Source organism: Pseudomonas sp. Ps21-P2, assembly GCF_039672565.1.
Taxonomy (GTDB): Bacteria; Pseudomonadota; Gammaproteobacteria; order Pseudomonadales; family Pseudomonadaceae; genus Aquipseudomonas.
Map to the genome: position 1 here is coordinate 200,649 of NZ_JBDFPL010000004.1, position 15,229 is coordinate 215,877.

The following is a 15,229-nucleotide window of genomic DNA, read 5'->3' on the forward strand; positions in this document are numbered from 1 at the left end:
GTCGTATGTCTTTCGAGCTGCTGGCCACTGATGGCAAAGCACGTCGCGGTCGTTTGACCTTTCCTCGCGGCGTTGTCGAAACGCCTGCGTTCATGCCGGTCGGCACGTACGGCACGGTCAAGGGCATGCTGCCTCGGGACATCGAGGCCACCGGCGCTCAGATGATCCTCGGCAACACCTTCCACCTGTGGCTGCGTCCGGGCACTGAAGTCATCAAGGGCCACGGCGACCTTCACGATTTCATGCAGTGGAAAGGCCCGATTCTGACCGATTCCGGCGGTTTCCAGGTGTTCAGCCTGGGCGCGATGCGCAAGATCAAGGAGGAAGGCGTGACCTTCGCCTCTCCGGTCGACGGCGCAAAAGTGTTCATGGGGCCTGAGGAATCGATGCAGGTTCAGCGCGACCTCGGTTCCGACGTCGTGATGATCTTTGACGAATGCACGCCGTATCCTGCGGACGAAGAGGTTGCGCGCACCTCCATGGAGTTGTCGCTGCGCTGGGCCAAGCGCTCCAAGATCGCTCACGGCGAGAACACCGCGGCGCTGTTCGGCATCGTTCAGGGCGGCATGCATGAGAGCCTGCGCATGCGCTCCCTCGAAGGCCTGAACGAACTCGACTTTGACGGCCTGGCGATTGGCGGCCTGTCGGTCGGCGAGCCCAAGGACGAGATGATCAAGGTGCTGGACTACCTGCCGGGCCGCATGCCGGCTGACAAACCTCGTTACCTTATGGGTGTAGGCAAGCCCGAGGACTTGGTTGAAGGTGTCCGCCGCGGCGTCGACATGTTCGACTGCGTGATGCCTACGCGCAATGCGCGCAACGGCCATCTGTTCATCGACACCGGTGTGCTGAAAATCCGTAATGCGTTTCATCGTTACGATGAGTCGCCGCTGGATCCGACCTGCGATTGCTACACCTGCAAAAACTTCTCCCGCGCCTATCTGCATCACCTGGACAAGTGCGGCGAAATGCTGGGTAGCATGCTTAATACGATCCACAATTTGCGCCATTACCAGCTGCTTATGGCTGGTTTGCGCGAGGCTATTCAACAAGGTACATTGGCCGCCTTTGTCGACACGTTCTATGCCAAACGCGGGCTTGTGACGCCGTTACTGGACTGAGCGACATCCGGTCTTTCGCTTCCTATTATTAAAATATGCAACTGGAGTGTTAAATGAGCTTTTTCATCTCTTCCGCTTTCGCGGATGCGGCTGCCCCTGCTGCTGCAGGCCCTATGGGCGGCGGCTTCGAGTGGATTTTCCTAGTCGGCTTCCTGGTCATCTTCTATCTGATGATCTGGCGTCCTCAGGCCAAGCGCGCCAAAGAGCAAAAGAACTTGCTGGGTAACTTGCAGAAGGGTGATGAAGTCGTCACTACCGGCGGTATCGCGGGCAAGATCAATAAAGTGACTGATGACTTCGTTGTTATCGAAGTGTCCGACACCGTAGAGCTGAAGATCCAGAAGGGCGCAATCGCTGCCACCCTGCCCAAGGGCACTCTGAAAGCCATCTGATTCCAGTCTTTTACCAATCGACGGGGCGCGCAAGGCGCCCCGCGTTATAAGCAGGCGGCGTGATGTTGAACAAATACCCTCTGTGGAAATACATCCTGATCCTGGCAGTGCTGGTGATCGGTTTTATTTATTCCGCACCCAATCTCTACCCTGATGACCCGGCTATCCAAGTCAGTGGCGCAAGCACTGCGCTGCAGGTCAACCAGGCTGATCTGGATCGCGTAAGCAAGGCGCTTACCGATGCTGGCATCGCGGTCAAGGGCGCGTCTCTGGCCGAGAATGGCAAGGGCGGTTTGTTGCGTCTGACCAAACAGGAAGACCAGCTGCCAGCCAAAGATGTCGCACGCAAGGCGCTGGGCGATGACTACGTTGTTGCGCTCAACCTGGCTCAGACCACGCCGAAATGGCTTCGCAGCATTGGCGCTACGCCGATGAAGCTGGGTCTCGACCTGTCCGGTGGTGTGCACTTCCTGCTCGAAGTCGACATGGACAAGGCGCTCAGTGCGCGTCTGAATGTCTACGAAGGCGAAGTGAAGAGCCTGCTGCGCAAGGAAAAAGTGCGTTATCGCAGCCTTCCGCAAGATAACGGCGCCATCCAGCTGGGCTTCAGCGATGCTGATACCCGCGAACAGGCCCGTGCGCTGATCCGTAAGGACTACACCGATTTCGATATCACCACGAGCGATCGCGGCGAGATGCCGATCCTGCGCCTGGCCATGACCCCAGCCAAGATCGCTGAAATCCGCGAATACTCGATCAAGCAAAACCTGACCACCGTGCGTAACCGGGTCAACGAGCTGGGCGTCGCCGAACCGCTGGTTCAGCGTCAGGGCGCCAACCGCATCGTGGTTGAGCTGCCAGGTGTTCAAGACACCGCCGAAGCCAAGCGTATTCTCGGCAAGACCGCCAACCTTGAGTTCCGTCTGGGCGCAGGTCCCGACGACAACAAAGCCACTACCGAGATGTTCGAGTTCCGCGAAGGCGGTCGTCCTGCGGCGCCGGTCGAGCGTGGTCTGATCATCACCGGTGACCAGGTGACTGACGCCAAGGCCGGCTTTGACGAGCACGGCCGTCCTCAGGTGAACATCAAGCTGGACGGCCATGGTGGTGATCTGATGAGCCGCGCCACCCGCGCGAACGTCGGTCGCAGCATGGCGGTGATCTTCATTGAGCAGAAGCCGACCACCACCTACACCAAGCAAGTGGTCAACGGCATCGAAAAAGACGTGCCGGTTCAGACCTTCAAGGAAGAGAAGAAGATCATCAGCCTGGCGACCATTCAGTCGCCGCTGGGTGCTCAATTCCGCATCACCGGCCTGAACGGCGCGGGTGAGTCTTCCGAGCTGGCGCTGCTGCTGCGTGCCGGTGGTCTGGCTGCACCAATGTACTTCGCTGAAGAGCGCACCATTGGCCCGAGCCTGGGTGCCGACAACATCACCAAGGGTATTGATGCATCCTTGTGGGGCATGCTGTTCGTCTCGCTGTTCATCCTCGCCATCTACCGTTTCTTCGGTCTGATCGCGACGGTGGCGCTGGCCTTCAACATGGTCATGCTGCTGGCACTGATGTCGCTGCTGGGTGCAACGCTGACCCTGCCAGGCATCGCCGGTATCGTCTTGACGATGGGTATGGCGGTCGATGCGAACGTGCTGATCTTCTCGCGGATTCGTGAAGAGATCGCCAACGGCATGACGGTCCAGCGTGCGATCAACGAAGGCTTCGACCGCGCGTATACCGCGATCCTCGACGCCAACCTGACGACGCTGCTGGTCGGCGGCATTCTCTTCGCGATGGGCACAGGCCCGGTGAAGGGTTTTGCGGTCACCATGTCCCTCGGGATCTTTACCTCGATGTTCACAGCCATCATGGTGACCCGCGCAATGGTCAACCTGATCTTTGGCGGTCGTGACTTCAAGAAGTTGTGGATTTAAGGGGCTGCCATGAAACGTACGATCAACTTCATGGGCGTTCGCAACATTGCGTTCGCCATTACCATGCTCCTTACCGTTCTGGCGTTGTTCAGCTGGTTCTATAAAGGGCTGAACTTCGGTCTGGATTTCACTGGCGGCACGCTGATCGAGCTGACCTACGAGCGTCCGGCCGATCTGCACAAAGTGCGCGAAGAGCTGGTTGCGTCGGGTTACACCGAAGCCGTCGTGCAAAGCTTCGGTGCGACCACCGATCTGCTTGTTCGTATGCCGGGTGAAGATCCGCAGCTGGGCACTCAGGTTGCCGAAGCGCTGCGCAAGACAGGCGCCGATAATCCGGTGACCGTCAAGCGCGTCGAGTTCGTCGGTCCGCAAGTGGGTGAAGAGCTTCGCGACCAGGGCGGCCTCGGCATGCTGCTGGCGCTGGGCGGCGTTCTCATTTACCTCGCCTTCCGCTTCCAGTGGAAGTTCGCAGTGGGTGCCATCGTCTCGCTGATTCACGACGTGGTGGTGACGATGGGTATCCTGTCGTTCTTCCAGGTGACCTTCGATCTGACTGTACTGGCTGCAGTGCTGGCGATCATCGGTTACTCGCTCAACGACACCATCGTGGTATTCGACCGGGTTCGCGAGAACTTCCGTCTGCTGCGCAAGGCTTCGCTGATCGAGAACATCAACATCTCCACCACGCAGACGTTGCTGCGGACCATGGCCACCTCGATCTCCACCTTGCTGGCGATCGTCGCGCTGTGGATCTTCGGCGGCGATAGCCTGCACGGGTTTTCGGTGGCGCTGTTCATTGGTGTTCTGGCGGGTACTTACTCGTCTATCTACATCGCCAACGTGGTGCTGATCTGGCTGAACCTGCGCAGCGAAGACTTGTTGCCACCGGTCACCGTCGACAAGGTGGACGACCGTCCGTAACCGATACTGGTAACCGGCCATCACTTAAAAAGGCGCGAGTGTGAACTCGCGCCTTTTTTTATGCTCCAAGGCTGGGAGTAGCGCGAGCAATCGCGCTGAATATCGTCAGGAGGTTCACGTGAACAAGTCGTTGCTTATTGGTGCAGTATTGGGTGCTGTCGGTGTAACCGCCGGTGGTGCTTTGGCCACCTATAGCCTCGTAAAACAAAGCGGCCCAGAGTACGCAGACGTACTTGCCGTCGAGCCTGTGAAAGAACAAATCAAAACCCCGCGCCAAGTCTGCAAGGACGTTGCCGTCACTCACCGCGCGCCGGTGAAGGACGAGCATCAGATCGTGGGGAGTGTCATCGGTGCCGTAGCGGGTGGCCTGCTTGGCAACCAGGTGGGTGGCGGTACTGGCAAGAAGATCGCCACGGTCGCCGGTGCGGTCGGTGGTGGTTACGCCGGTAACAAGGTTCAGGAAGGCATGCAGAACCGCGATACCTACACAACGACCGAGTCGCGCTGCAACACCGTCAACGACATCAGCGACAAGGTGGTTGGCTACAACGTGAAGTACAAGCTTAACGACAAAGTTGGGCAGGTTCGTATGGACCGTGATCCAGGTAGCCAGATCCCCGTCAACAAGGACGGTCAGCTGGAGCTGAGTCAAGCGGGCCAGTAATAGCCTGTAGAGCTAATCAAAAAAAGCACCTTCGGGTGCTTTTTTGTTGCCCAGAGCACAGGCGTTCGGGCACAAAAAAACCGGCACATGGCCGGTTTTTGTACAGCGTGCTCGGCTTAGCGCTTCAGCGAAGCCGGCACGAACGGAGCGATCGAGGTGAGGACCGCTTTGAAGCATTTGGTGTTGCCGGCAACGATGTGGCCTTTTTCAAGGAAGTCGTGACCGCCGTTGAAATCGCTGACCAGACCGCCTGCTTCCTGAATGAGCAGGGCGCCTGCGGCCATGTCCCACTCCGACAGACCCGATTCCCAGAACGCATCGAAACGGCCTGCAGCCACGTAGGCCAGATCGAGGCTCGCAGCGCCGGCGCGACGGATACCGGCAGTCTGGCCCACCAGCGAACGGAACATGTTCATGTAGTTGTCGAGGTTATCGAGCTGGTTCTCGCGGAACGGGAAGCCAGTGCCGAGCAGTGCGCCTTCAAGGCTCTTGCGCGGGCTGACACGCAGGCGACGGCCGTTCAGGGCAGCGCCACGACCGCGGCTTGCGGTGAACTCTTCCTGGCGGACCGGATCCAGAACAACAGCGTGTTCAAGGCGGCCGCGGTATTTGCACGCGATGCTGACAGCAAAGTGAGGAACGCCACGCACGAAGTTGGTGGTGCCGTCGAGCGGATCGATGATCCAGAGGTAGTCGGTGCCTTCGCCGCTGCCTTCATGCAGGCCGCTTTCTTCGCCAAGGATGCCGTGGGTTGGATACGCCTTGCGCAATGCAGTGATGATGCTCTGCTCGGCGGCGCGATCGATTTCGGTTACGTAATCTTTCGCGTCTTTTTCGTCGACCTTGATGGTATCCAGGCGCTCGATGGAGCGGAAAATCAATTCGCTGGCGCTGCGGGCGGCGCGCAGCGCGATATTCAGCATGGGCTGCATGGATGGATCACCTAGGTCGTTAAAGAGAGCCGGCCATTCTATTGGTTCTCTTGGATGATTTCCAGCGCGAGTGCAGACTTTGCCGCGCGTCCGGTCGGCTTGGCGTGCGCAGGTCAGCGGTGCCCTGTCACCTTTTAGTGGCGCATCCCGTGCGTGAGGCGCAAGGTTCGTGGCGCCGATGGAAGCGCTTCTGTAACATTCGTCCCCCTTTTCACCTGCTAGCGAGACTTCACCAGTGCTGCAAAATATTCGTGTCGTCCTGGTCGGTACCAGTCATCCCGGAAATATCGGTGGCGCCGCGCGTGCCATGAAAAACATGGGCCTTTCCCGTCTGGTGCTGGTTGATCCCGCCATGTTTCCCCACCATGAAGCCGATGCAAGGGCGTCTGGCGCGGGCGACATCCTGGAAGGCGCGCAGGTCGTGGCGACGCTGGAAGATGCGTTGGCAGGCTGCAACCTGGTATTGGGCACCAGCGCCCGAGATCGCCGCATTCCCTGGCCGCTGCTCGACCCTCGCGAAGCGGGCGTCAAGACCGTGGAGCACGCCGCGCTGGGCGAAGAGATCGCACTGGTGTTCGGCCGTGAATACGCCGGCCTCACCAATGAAGAGCTGCAGCGCTGCCATTACCACGTGCACATTCCTTCGGACCCGGAATTCAGTTCGTTGAATCTGGCTGCCGCCGTGCAGGTGTTGAGTTACGAAACCCGCATGGCCTGGCTCGCGGCTGACGGGCAGGCAAGCAAGGTGGAGAAGTTCGAGGTCAACTCGGTGCGCAGTACCGAGCTGGCGACCATGGATGAGATGGAGAAATTCTATGAGCATCTTCAGTCCACGCTGGTCACCATCGGCTTCCTTGATCCCGAGAAGCCGCGCCATCTGATGGCCCGGCTGCGTCGTCTGTACGGGCGCTCTGCGGTCAATCGATCCGAGATGAGCATCTTGCGCGGCATCCTCACCGAGACCCAGAAAGCGGCCAACGGCGAACCCTATAAGCGGAAGGATCAGTGATGTTCGAGCGTCTGCGGGAAGACATCCAAAGCGTGTTTCATCGTGACCCGGCGGCACGAAATGCCTTTGAAGTGCTCACCTGCTATCCCGGCATGCACGCGATCTGGCTGCATCGGCTGTCCGGCTGGCTGTGGCGCAACGATCTGAAGTGGCCAGCGCGCATGGTTTCCAACTTCGGTCGCTGGCTGACCGGCATTGAAATCCATCCCGGCGCTAAAGTCGGCCGGCGTTTTTTCATCGATCACGGTATGGGCATCGTCATCGGCGAGACCGCCGAGATCGGCGATGACGTGACCCTTTACCAAGGCGTGACGCTGGGCGGCACAAGTTGGAACAAGGGTAAACGCCATCCGACTCTGGAGTCCGGTGTTGTGGTGGGCGCGGGTGCGAAGGTACTCGGGCCATTCACAGTGGGTGCCGGGGCGAAGGTCGGTTCCAACGCGGTGGTGACCAAGCCCGTGCCGGCGGGTGCGACTGTGGTGGGCATTCCCGGACGAATCATCGTCAAGTCTGACGACGAGGCCGAAGCCAAGCGCAAGGCGATCGCCGAAAAGCTCGGCTTCGACGCTTATGGCGTCAGCGAGGATATGCCTGATCCAGTGGCGCGCGCGATCGGGCAGTTGCTCGATCACCTGCAAGCGATGGACGTTCGTGTGGAAGACATGGGCAAGGCATTGAAGAGCCTGGGCGGCGAATATCGCGAGAAGGAATTTCCGGAGTTGCGTCAGGAAGTCTTCGACTGCATGAAAGAGCCTTGCCAGGCTGACGCGCCTCCGAAATGAAGCAGCGGCGCGGCTGCAGACGGCACATGTGCCAATCCCCGCCGCGTTTTGCTATGATGCGGCCGCGATTTTGCGGGTAATCCCGACTGTTCCACTAGGTCTTATAGTTGACTTAAATACTCGGGAATAGCATACTCGCCCTCATTCCGAACCTCCGCGGTACACGCCATGCGACTGACTACAAAAGGCCGATACGCTGTCACTGCCATGCTCGATCTGGCATTGCATGCGCAGCATGGGCCAGTGTCCCTGGCCGATATCTCCGAGCGGCAAGGGATTTCCCTTTCCTACCTCGAGCAACTGTTCGCCAAGCTGCGCCGCGGCAACCTTGTTTCCAGCGTACGCGGTCCCGGCGGCGGTTATCAGTTGTCCCGCGACATGCAGGGCATTCAGGTGGCGCAGGTGATCGACGCGGTCAACGAATCGGTTGACGCGACGCGCTGCCAGGGGCTCGGTGATTGCCATGCTGGCGACACCTGTCTGACCCACCACTTGTGGTGCGACCTCAGTCAGCAGATTCACGAATTTCTAAGCGGTATCAGCCTGGCCGACCTCGTCACTCGCCGTGAAGTGCAAGAAGTCGCCCAACGTCAGGATCTGCGCCGTTGCGGTAGCAAGACGCAGCCACTGGACAAGATTGAAACATCCGCCGTTGAGTGAACGCAGATGAACGCGCGGCGCGCCTGCCCGATAGGAGATATTCAATGAGATTGCCGATTTACCTCGATTATTCCGCAACCACCCCGGTCGATCCGCGTGTTGCGCAGAAAATGAGCGACTGCTTGCTGGTGGATGGCAACTTCGGTAACCCGGCGTCGCGCTCCCACGTCTTTGGCTGGAAGGCTGAAGAGGCGGTAGAGAGCGCGCGTCGTCAGGTCGCCGATCTGGTCAACGCCGACCCGCGCGAAATCGTCTGGACTTCCGGTGCCACCGAGTCCAACAACCTCGCGATCAAGGGTGCTGCGCATTTCTATGCCTCCAAAGGCAAGCACTTGATCACCAGCAAAATCGAACACAAAGCCGTGCTCGACACCATGCGTCAGCTTGAGCGTGAAGGCTTTGAAGTCACCTACCTCGAGCCGACCGAAGATGGCCTGATCACTCCGGCTATGATCGAAGCTGTCCTGCGCGACGACACCGTTCTGGTCTCGATCATGCACGTCAACAACGAGATCGGTACGGTCAACGACATCGCAGCGATTGGCGAGATGACCCGTTCCCGCGGTGTTCTCTTTCACGTCGACGCAGCGCAGGCCACCGGCAAGGTTGAAATCGACCTCGCCAACCTCAAAGTTGATCTGATGTCGTTCTCGGCCCACAAGACCTACGGTCCTAAAGGCATTGGCGCACTGTGGGTCAGCCGCAAGCCACGTGTCCGCATCGAAGCCGAAATGCACGGTGGCGGTCACGAGCGTGGCATGCGTTCCGGTACGCTGGCGACCCACCAGATCGTCGGCATGGGCGAAGCGTTCCGCGTTGCCAAGGAAGACATGGCCGCCGAGAACGTTCGCATCAAAGCCTTGAGCGATCGCTTCTATCAGCAGGTTGCTCATCTGGAAGAGTTGTACGTCAACGGCAGCATGACTGCCCGTGTGCCGCACAATCTCAACCTGAGCTTCAACTATGTGGAAGGCGAGTCGCTGATCATGGCGCTCAAGGATCTGGCGGTATCGTCCGGCTCCGCATGCACCTCGGCTTCGCTCGAACCTTCCTACGTGCTGCGCGCCCTGGGTCGTAACGATGAGCTGGCACACAGCTCGATCCGTTTCACTTTTGGTCGCTTCACCACTGAAGAAGAGATCGACTACGCCGCGCAGAAAGTCTGCGAGGCTGTCACCAAGCTGCGCGCCTTGTCGCCGCTGTGGGACATGTTCAAAGACGGCGTCGACATCTCCAAAATCGAGTGGGCGGCGCACTAATTCAAAGTCGCCATTTCATGCGGCACTTTGAAAACCGGGTTTTCCAAGTGTCGTGAGAGCGACGTGTTGTATCTGATGAGGATTGCACCATGGCTTACAGCGAAAAGGTCATCGACCACTACGAAAATCCCCGCAACGTCGGCAAGATGAATGCGGAAGACCCTGATGTCGGCACCGGCATGGTCGGCGCGCCGGCATGCGGCGACGTCATGCGTCTGCAGATCAAGGTCAACGAGCAAGGCATCATCGAAGACGCCAAGTTCAAGACCTACGGCTGCGGCTCTGCCATCGCGTCGAGCTCCCTGGCCACCGAGTGGATGAAGGGCAAGACTCTGGATGAAGCAGAGACCATCAAGAACACTCAGCTGGCTGAAGAACTGGCTCTGCCGCCGGTGAAAATCCACTGCTCCGTGCTCGCTGAAGACGCCATCAAGGCGGCCGTTCGCGACTACAAGCAGAAGAAAGGCCTGCTTTAAGCAGAGTCTGTTCCGCTGCGTTAAGTAACTTGCGTGAGGTAAGGAGTTCCGATGGCTATCAGCATGACCGAAGCGGCCGCCAACCATGTACGCCGCTCCCTCGATGGGCGCGGCAAGGGTGACGGCATTCGTCTGGGCGTTCGCACGACCGGTTGTTCAGGCCTTGCCTACGTGCTCGAGTTCGTCGATGAGCCGGAAAGCGAAGACACGGTGTTCGAGTACCACGGCGTCAAGGTGATCATCGATCCCAAGAGCCTGGTCTATCTTGACGGCACCGAGCTCGATTTCGTCAAGGAAGGGTTGAACGAAGGCTTCAAGTTCAACAATCCCAACTCGCGCGGTGAATGTGGCTGCGGCGAAAGCTTCAACGTCTGAGGCTTATTGTGGGTACTCCTTGTCACTTTGCTTTATTCGACCTGCAGCCGGGCTTCAATCTGGATCTCGACCTGCTGGCGACGCGTTACCGTGAGCTTGCCCGGAGCGTGCACCCCGACCGTTTTGCCGACGCCCCCGAGGCTGAGCAACGGGTTGCGCTGGAGCGCTCTGCCAGTCTGAACGACGCCTACCAAACGCTGAAGAATGCGCCCAAAAGGGCGCGCTACCTGCTCGCGCTGAAGGGCGAAGTTCCGCTGGAAGTCACCGTCCAGGATCCCGAGTTTCTGATGCAGCAGATGCAGTGGCGCGAAGAGCTCGAAGATCTTCAGGACGACGCGGATCTGGCGGGTGTCGCGGTATTCAAGCGCCGGCTTAAGGCTGCCCAGGAAGAACTGAACGAAAGCTTCGCGGCTTGTTGGGACGATGCTGCACAGCGAGACCAGGCCGAAAGGCTGATGCGTCGCATGCAGTTCCTCGACAAGCTCTCCTACGAAGTGCGCCAGCTCGAAGAGCGCCTCGACGATTAACCCCGCGCCGTCCTTCTGGGGCGGCACGCCAGTGATATCAGAAAAGCAATGGCTCTACTGCAGATCGCCGAACCCGGCCAAGCTCCAAAACCTCATCAGCGTCGCCTGGCTGTCGGGATTGACCTCGGCACCACCAATTCGCTGGTGGCTGCCCTGCGCAGCGGCATCAGTGAGCCGCTTCCCGACGCAAACGGTCAGGTCATCCTGCCGTCTGCCGTTCGCTATCACGCCGAGCGCGTCGAAGTGGGCCAGTCGGCCAAGGACGCTGCGGCGACCGATCCGCTGAACACCATCATTTCCGTCAAGCGCCTCATGGGTCGCGGGATCTCCGATGTGAAGCATTTGGGTGGGCAGTTGCCCTACCGTTTCACCGGTGGCGAGTCGCATATGCCGTTCATTGAGACGGTGCAGGGCCCGAAGAGCCCGGTTGAAGTGTCGGCTGACATCCTCAAGGTGCTGCGTCAGCGCGCTGAAGAAACACTGGGTGGCGAGCTGGTCGGCGCGGTCATCACCGTTCCTGCCTATTTCGATGACGCTCAGCGTCAGGCCACCAAAGACGCCGCGAAGCTGGCGGGTCTGACCGTCCTGCGCCTGCTCAACGAACCCACTGCAGCTGCCGTGGCGTATGGCCTGGATCAGAACGCCGAAGGCGTGGTCGCCATTTACGATCTGGGCGGCGGCACATTCGACATCTCGATCCTGCGCCTGACCGGCGGCGTGTTTGAAGTCATGGCCACTGGCGGCGACAGCGCGCTGGGCGGTGATGATTTCGACCACGCCATCGCGACCTGGATCATTGCTGAAGCCGGTCTGTCCGATGACCTCGATCCGGCTGCCCAGCGCCGTTTGATGCAGACGGCGTGCGCGGCGAAAGAATCCCTGACTGACGCCGATTCGGTTGAAGTCGTCCATGGCGACTGGCAGGGCCTACTCACCCGCGCCGCATTCGATGCCCTTATCGAGCCGATGATCGCCCGCAGTCTCAAAGCGTGCCGTCGTGCCGTTCGCGATTGCGGCATCGAGCTGGATGAAGTCGAAGCCGTGGTCATGGTGGGCGGTTCCACCCGTGTCCCGCGTGTTCGCGAAGCCGTTGCCGAGCTGTTCGGCCGTCAGCCGTTGACCGAGATCGACCCGGATCAGGTAGTCGCCATCGGCGCTGCAATCCAGGCCGATACGCTGGCAGGCAACAAGCGTGATGGCGGCGAGTTGCTGCTGCTCGACGTGATCCCGTTGTCCCTGGGGCTGGAGACCATGGGCGGCCTGATGGAGAAGGTCATTCCGCGCAACACCACGATCCCGGTGGCCCGCGCCCAGGAATTCACCACTTACAAAGACGGCCAGTCGGCCATGATGATCCACGTGCTGCAAGGCGAGCGTGAACTGATCAGCGACTGCCGTTCTCTGGCACGCTTCGACCTGCGTGGCATTCCCGCGATGGTCGCCGGCGCTGCGAAAATCCGCGTCACCTTCCAGGTCGACGCCGACGGCTTGCTCAGTGTGTCCGCCCGCGAGCTGGCCTCGGGCGTGGAATCGAGCATTCAGGTCAAGCCTTCGTATGGCCTGACTGATGGCGAAATCACCCGCATGCTCAAGGATTCGTTCCAGTACGCCAGTGATGACATGGTGGCTCGCGCGCTGCGTGAACAGCAGGTCGACGCTCAGCGTTTGCTCGAGGCGGTCGAAGGCGCGTTGCAGGCTGATGGCGAGCGCTTGCTCGATGCCGAAGAGCGCATGGTCATCGACCTGCAGATGGAAGAACTTCGTGAATTGATGAAGGGCAATGACGGCCCGGCCATCGAGCAGCAGACCAAGCGTTTGTCGCAGGTGACCGATGCGTTCGCCGCCCGCCGCCTTGACTCGACGGTGAAAGCCGCGCTGTCAGGGCGCAACCTGAATGAGATTGAGGAATAACTGATGCCGCAGGTTACATTTCTGCCACACGCCGAGCATTGCCCGGACGGGATGGTTGTCGAGGCTGAAGTCGGCAAGTCGATTCTGGAACTCGCCCACGATCACCACATCGAGATCGAAAGCGCATGCGGCGGCGTCTGCGCCTGCACCACCTGTCACTGCATCATTCGTGTGGGGTTCAACTCCCTCGAGGAAGCGGACGAGCTGGAAGAGGACTATCTTGATCGTGCGTGGGGTCTGGAAGCGCAGTCTCGCCTGGCCTGCCAGGCTAAGGTCGGTACGGAAGACCTGACTGTCGAGATCCCGAAATATTCGCTTAACCACGCTGCCGAAGCGCCGCACTGATCGAGAAGCTGTCATGAGTTACGGTTGGAATGACGTACAACGCATCGCTGAAGAACTCGCCGAGGCTCATCCCGGCGTTGACCCTTATTCAGTAGGGTTTACCAAGCTGCAACTGATGATCAAGCAACTGCCGGATTTCGACGACACCTCTGGCCGCGTCGGCGAAAAAGTGCTCGAGGCGGTCCAGACGCTCTGGGCCGACGAAATCGACTGATCAGATTTGCACGTTAGGCAATAACATCAAACCCGCGTATAATTCGCGGGTTTAATTTTTCGCAATAATCACTGCTTCTGGAGTTACACCATGGCTGTTCAACGTACTTTCTCGATCATCAAGCCTGATGCTGTTGCCAAAAACGTCATCGGCGAGATCACCACTCGTTTCGAAAAAGCCGGTCTGCGCGTTGTCGCTTCGAAACTGAAGCAACTGTCCAAAGCCGAAGCAGAAGGTTTCTACGCTGAGCACAGCGCTCGTGGTTTCTTCGGCGATCTGGTTGCATTCATGATCTCCGGCCCGGTTGTCGTGCAGGTTCTGGAAGGCGAAAACGCTATCGCTCTGAACCGCGAACTGATGGGCGCTACCAACCCTAAAGAAGCCGCTGCCGGCACCATCCGTGCTGACTTCGCTGATTCCATCGACGCCAACGCTGTTCACGGCTCCGACTCCGAAGCCGCTGCTGCTCGTGAAATCTCGTACTTCTTCGCTGCTACCGAGGTAACCACTCGCTAAGCTATTGCTGCGAGTGAGGGTGAATCCATGACTGAATCAACTGGCAAAATCAACCTGTTGGGTCTGACCCGGCTGGAAATGGAAAAATTCTTCGAGTCTATCGGGGAGAAACGCTTCCGCGCCGGTCAGGTCATGAAGTGGATTCACCACTTTGGCGTCGATAACTTCGACGCCATGACGAACGTCGGCAAGGCCCTGCGCGAAAAGCTGCAGAGCCGCGCCGAAATTCGGGGTCCTGAAGTCGTCAGCGAGGACATCTCCACCGACGGCACCCGCAAATGGGTCGTCCGTGTCGAGTCCGGCAGCTGCGTCGAGACCGTTTACATTCCGCAAGGCAAGCGCGGCACCCTGTGTGTCTCGTCCCAGGCGGGTTGTGCGCTGGATTGCAGTTTCTGCTCCACCGGCAAACAAGGCTTCAACAGCAACCTCACCGCCGCCGAAGTCATCGGTCAGGTGTGGATTGCCAACAAATCTTTCGGCAGTGTCCCGGCTACCGTCGACCGTGCCATCACCAACGTGGTGATGATGGGGATGGGCGAGCCATTGCTGAACTTCGACAATGTCGTTGCCGCCATGCATCTGATGATGGATGACCTGGGGTACGGCATTTCCAAGCGCCGGGTGACCCTGTCCACCTCCGGCGTGGTGCCGATGATCGATGAGCTGTCCAAGCACATCGACGTCTCGCTGGCCCTTTCGCTGCACGCGCCCAATGACGCGCTGCGCAACCAGCTGGTGCCGATCAATAAAAAGTACCCCCTGAAAATGCTCCTCGAGTCCTGCCGCAACTACATGTCTGCGTTGGGCGAAAAGCGTGTGCTGACCATCGAGTACACGCTGCTCAAGGACATCAACGACAAGCCTGAGCACGCCATCGAGATGATCGAGCTGCTCAAGGACACGCCCTGCAAGGTCAACCTGATCCCGTTCAATCCGTTTCCGCATTCGGGCTATGAGCGCCCCAGCAACAACGCGATCCGTCGTTTCCAGGATCTGCTGCATCAAGCCGGCTTCAACGTCACTGTGCGTACCACGCGCGGTGAAGACATCGATGCTGCCTGCGGCCAGTTGGTCGGGCAGGTCATGGACCGCACCCGTCGCAGCGAGCGCTATATCGCCGTGCGGGAGCTCAGTGCCGATGCCGACGTGGTGCAGGTCGCTTCCGCTCGCAATTGAATGCGAATTTGACTGAGA

18 protein-coding genes are annotated in these 15,229 nt (G+C 59.3%); 17 read left to right on the forward strand and 1 reads right to left on the reverse strand.

Going from position 1 to position 15,229, the window contains the following annotated elements; all coding sequences use genetic code 11:
- Nucleotides 1-5: 5 nt before the first annotated feature.
- The 5 genes from tgt to ABEH28_RS12000 all read left to right on the forward strand — a co-directional run bounded on the left by tgt (nucleotide 6) and on the right by ABEH28_RS12000 (nucleotide 5,029).
- Complete coding sequence (gene tgt, locus ABEH28_RS11980; protein ID WP_346630228.1) at nucleotides 6-1,121, forward strand: tRNA guanosine(34) transglycosylase Tgt; 1,116 nt, start codon at nucleotides 6-8, stop codon at nucleotides 1,119-1,121.
- 53 nt (nucleotides 1,122-1,174) lie between these two features.
- Nucleotides 1,175-1,513, forward strand: a complete 339-nt coding sequence (gene yajC / locus ABEH28_RS11985; RefSeq protein ID WP_037012510.1) for a preprotein translocase subunit YajC — start codon at nucleotides 1,175-1,177, stop codon at nucleotides 1,511-1,513.
- Nucleotides 1,514-1,575: 62 nt separating this feature from the next.
- A complete protein-coding gene (gene secD, locus ABEH28_RS11990; RefSeq protein ID WP_346630032.1) occupies nucleotides 1,576-3,444 on the forward strand; it encodes a protein translocase subunit SecD in 1,869 nt (622 codons plus the stop codon).
- Nucleotides 3,445-3,453: 9 nt separating this feature from the next.
- Nucleotides 3,454-4,365 carry a protein translocase subunit SecF gene (secF, locus tag ABEH28_RS11995; RefSeq protein ID WP_346630033.1) on the forward strand — a complete coding sequence of 304 codons (912 nt, stop codon included), beginning with the start codon at nucleotides 3,454-3,456 and terminating at the stop codon, nucleotides 4,363-4,365.
- 118 nt (nucleotides 4,366-4,483) lie between these two features.
- Nucleotides 4,484-5,029, forward strand: coding sequence for a glycine zipper 2TM domain-containing protein (locus ABEH28_RS12000; protein ID WP_133776208.1), 546 nt, complete (start codon nucleotides 4,484-4,486; stop codon nucleotides 5,027-5,029).
- Between the two features lie 116 nt (nucleotides 5,030-5,145).
- On the opposite strand, the gene suhB is transcribed toward ABEH28_RS12000, so the two are convergent.
- Nucleotides 5,146-5,961 carry an inositol-phosphate phosphatase gene (suhB, locus tag ABEH28_RS12005; protein ID WP_074886357.1) on the reverse strand — a complete coding sequence of 272 codons (816 nt, stop codon included), beginning with the start codon at nucleotides 5,959-5,961 and terminating at the stop codon, nucleotides 5,146-5,148.
- 235 nt (nucleotides 5,962-6,196) lie between these two features.
- Here suhB and trmJ point away from each other — a divergent pair, with 235 nt between their 5' ends.
- The 12 genes from trmJ to rlmN all read left to right on the forward strand — a co-directional run bounded on the left by trmJ (nucleotide 6,197) and on the right by rlmN (nucleotide 15,211).
- A complete protein-coding gene (gene trmJ, locus ABEH28_RS12010) occupies nucleotides 6,197-6,970 on the forward strand; it encodes a tRNA (cytosine(32)/uridine(32)-2'-O)-methyltransferase TrmJ (protein WP_074886355.1) in 774 nt (257 codons plus the stop codon).
- Nucleotides 6,970-7,752: a serine O-acetyltransferase gene (gene cysE, locus ABEH28_RS12015; protein ID WP_346630034.1), complete on the forward strand. Its 783-nt coding sequence runs from the start codon at nucleotides 6,970-6,972 to the stop codon at nucleotides 7,750-7,752. Before trmJ ends, cysE begins: the two co-directional genes overlap by 1 nt.
- 168 nt (nucleotides 7,753-7,920) lie before the next feature.
- On the forward strand, nucleotides 7,921-8,412 hold the full coding sequence (gene iscR, locus ABEH28_RS12020; RefSeq protein ID WP_172610826.1) for a Fe-S cluster assembly transcriptional regulator IscR: 492 nt from the start codon (nucleotides 7,921-7,923) through the stop codon (nucleotides 8,410-8,412).
- 44 nt (nucleotides 8,413-8,456) lie between these two features.
- Nucleotides 8,457-9,671 carry an IscS subfamily cysteine desulfurase gene (locus tag ABEH28_RS12025; RefSeq protein WP_346630035.1) on the forward strand — a complete coding sequence of 405 codons (1,215 nt, stop codon included), beginning with the start codon at nucleotides 8,457-8,459 and terminating at the stop codon, nucleotides 9,669-9,671.
- An 89-nt stretch (nucleotides 9,672-9,760) separates the two neighbouring features.
- Entirely contained in the window at nucleotides 9,761-10,147 is a 387-nt protein-coding gene (gene iscU / locus ABEH28_RS12030) for a Fe-S cluster assembly scaffold IscU (protein WP_062383507.1), read from the forward strand.
- A 51-nt stretch (nucleotides 10,148-10,198) separates the two neighbouring features.
- The gene (iscA, locus tag ABEH28_RS12035) at nucleotides 10,199-10,522 is read left to right on the forward strand and encodes an iron-sulfur cluster assembly protein IscA (protein WP_065990022.1); all 324 of its coding nucleotides are present in this window, start codon (nucleotides 10,199-10,201) and stop codon (nucleotides 10,520-10,522) included.
- An 8-nt stretch (nucleotides 10,523-10,530) separates the two neighbouring features.
- Nucleotides 10,531-11,049, forward strand: a complete 519-nt coding sequence (gene hscB / locus ABEH28_RS12040; RefSeq protein ID WP_192171047.1) for a co-chaperone HscB — start codon at nucleotides 10,531-10,533, stop codon at nucleotides 11,047-11,049.
- 48 nt (nucleotides 11,050-11,097) lie between these two features.
- Complete coding sequence (gene hscA, locus ABEH28_RS12045; RefSeq protein WP_192170738.1) at nucleotides 11,098-12,960, forward strand: Fe-S protein assembly chaperone HscA; 1,863 nt, start codon at nucleotides 11,098-11,100, stop codon at nucleotides 12,958-12,960.
- 3 nt (nucleotides 12,961-12,963) lie between these two features.
- Nucleotides 12,964-13,305 carry an ISC system 2Fe-2S type ferredoxin gene (fdx, locus tag ABEH28_RS12050; RefSeq protein WP_192170739.1) on the forward strand — a complete coding sequence of 114 codons (342 nt, stop codon included), beginning with the start codon at nucleotides 12,964-12,966 and terminating at the stop codon, nucleotides 13,303-13,305.
- Between the two features lie 13 nt (nucleotides 13,306-13,318).
- A complete protein-coding gene (gene iscX, locus ABEH28_RS12055; protein ID WP_074886338.1) occupies nucleotides 13,319-13,519 on the forward strand; it encodes a Fe-S cluster assembly protein IscX in 201 nt (66 codons plus the stop codon).
- Nucleotides 13,520-13,609: 90 nt separating this feature from the next.
- The gene (ndk, locus tag ABEH28_RS12060; RefSeq protein ID WP_007916882.1) at nucleotides 13,610-14,035 is read left to right on the forward strand and encodes a nucleoside-diphosphate kinase; all 426 of its coding nucleotides are present in this window, start codon (nucleotides 13,610-13,612) and stop codon (nucleotides 14,033-14,035) included.
- Between the two features lie 27 nt (nucleotides 14,036-14,062).
- Nucleotides 14,063-15,211: a 23S rRNA (adenine(2503)-C(2))-methyltransferase RlmN gene (gene rlmN, locus ABEH28_RS12065; RefSeq protein WP_192170740.1), complete on the forward strand. Its 1,149-nt coding sequence runs from the start codon at nucleotides 14,063-14,065 to the stop codon at nucleotides 15,209-15,211.
- The last annotated feature ends 18 nt before the right edge of the window (nucleotides 15,212-15,229 follow it).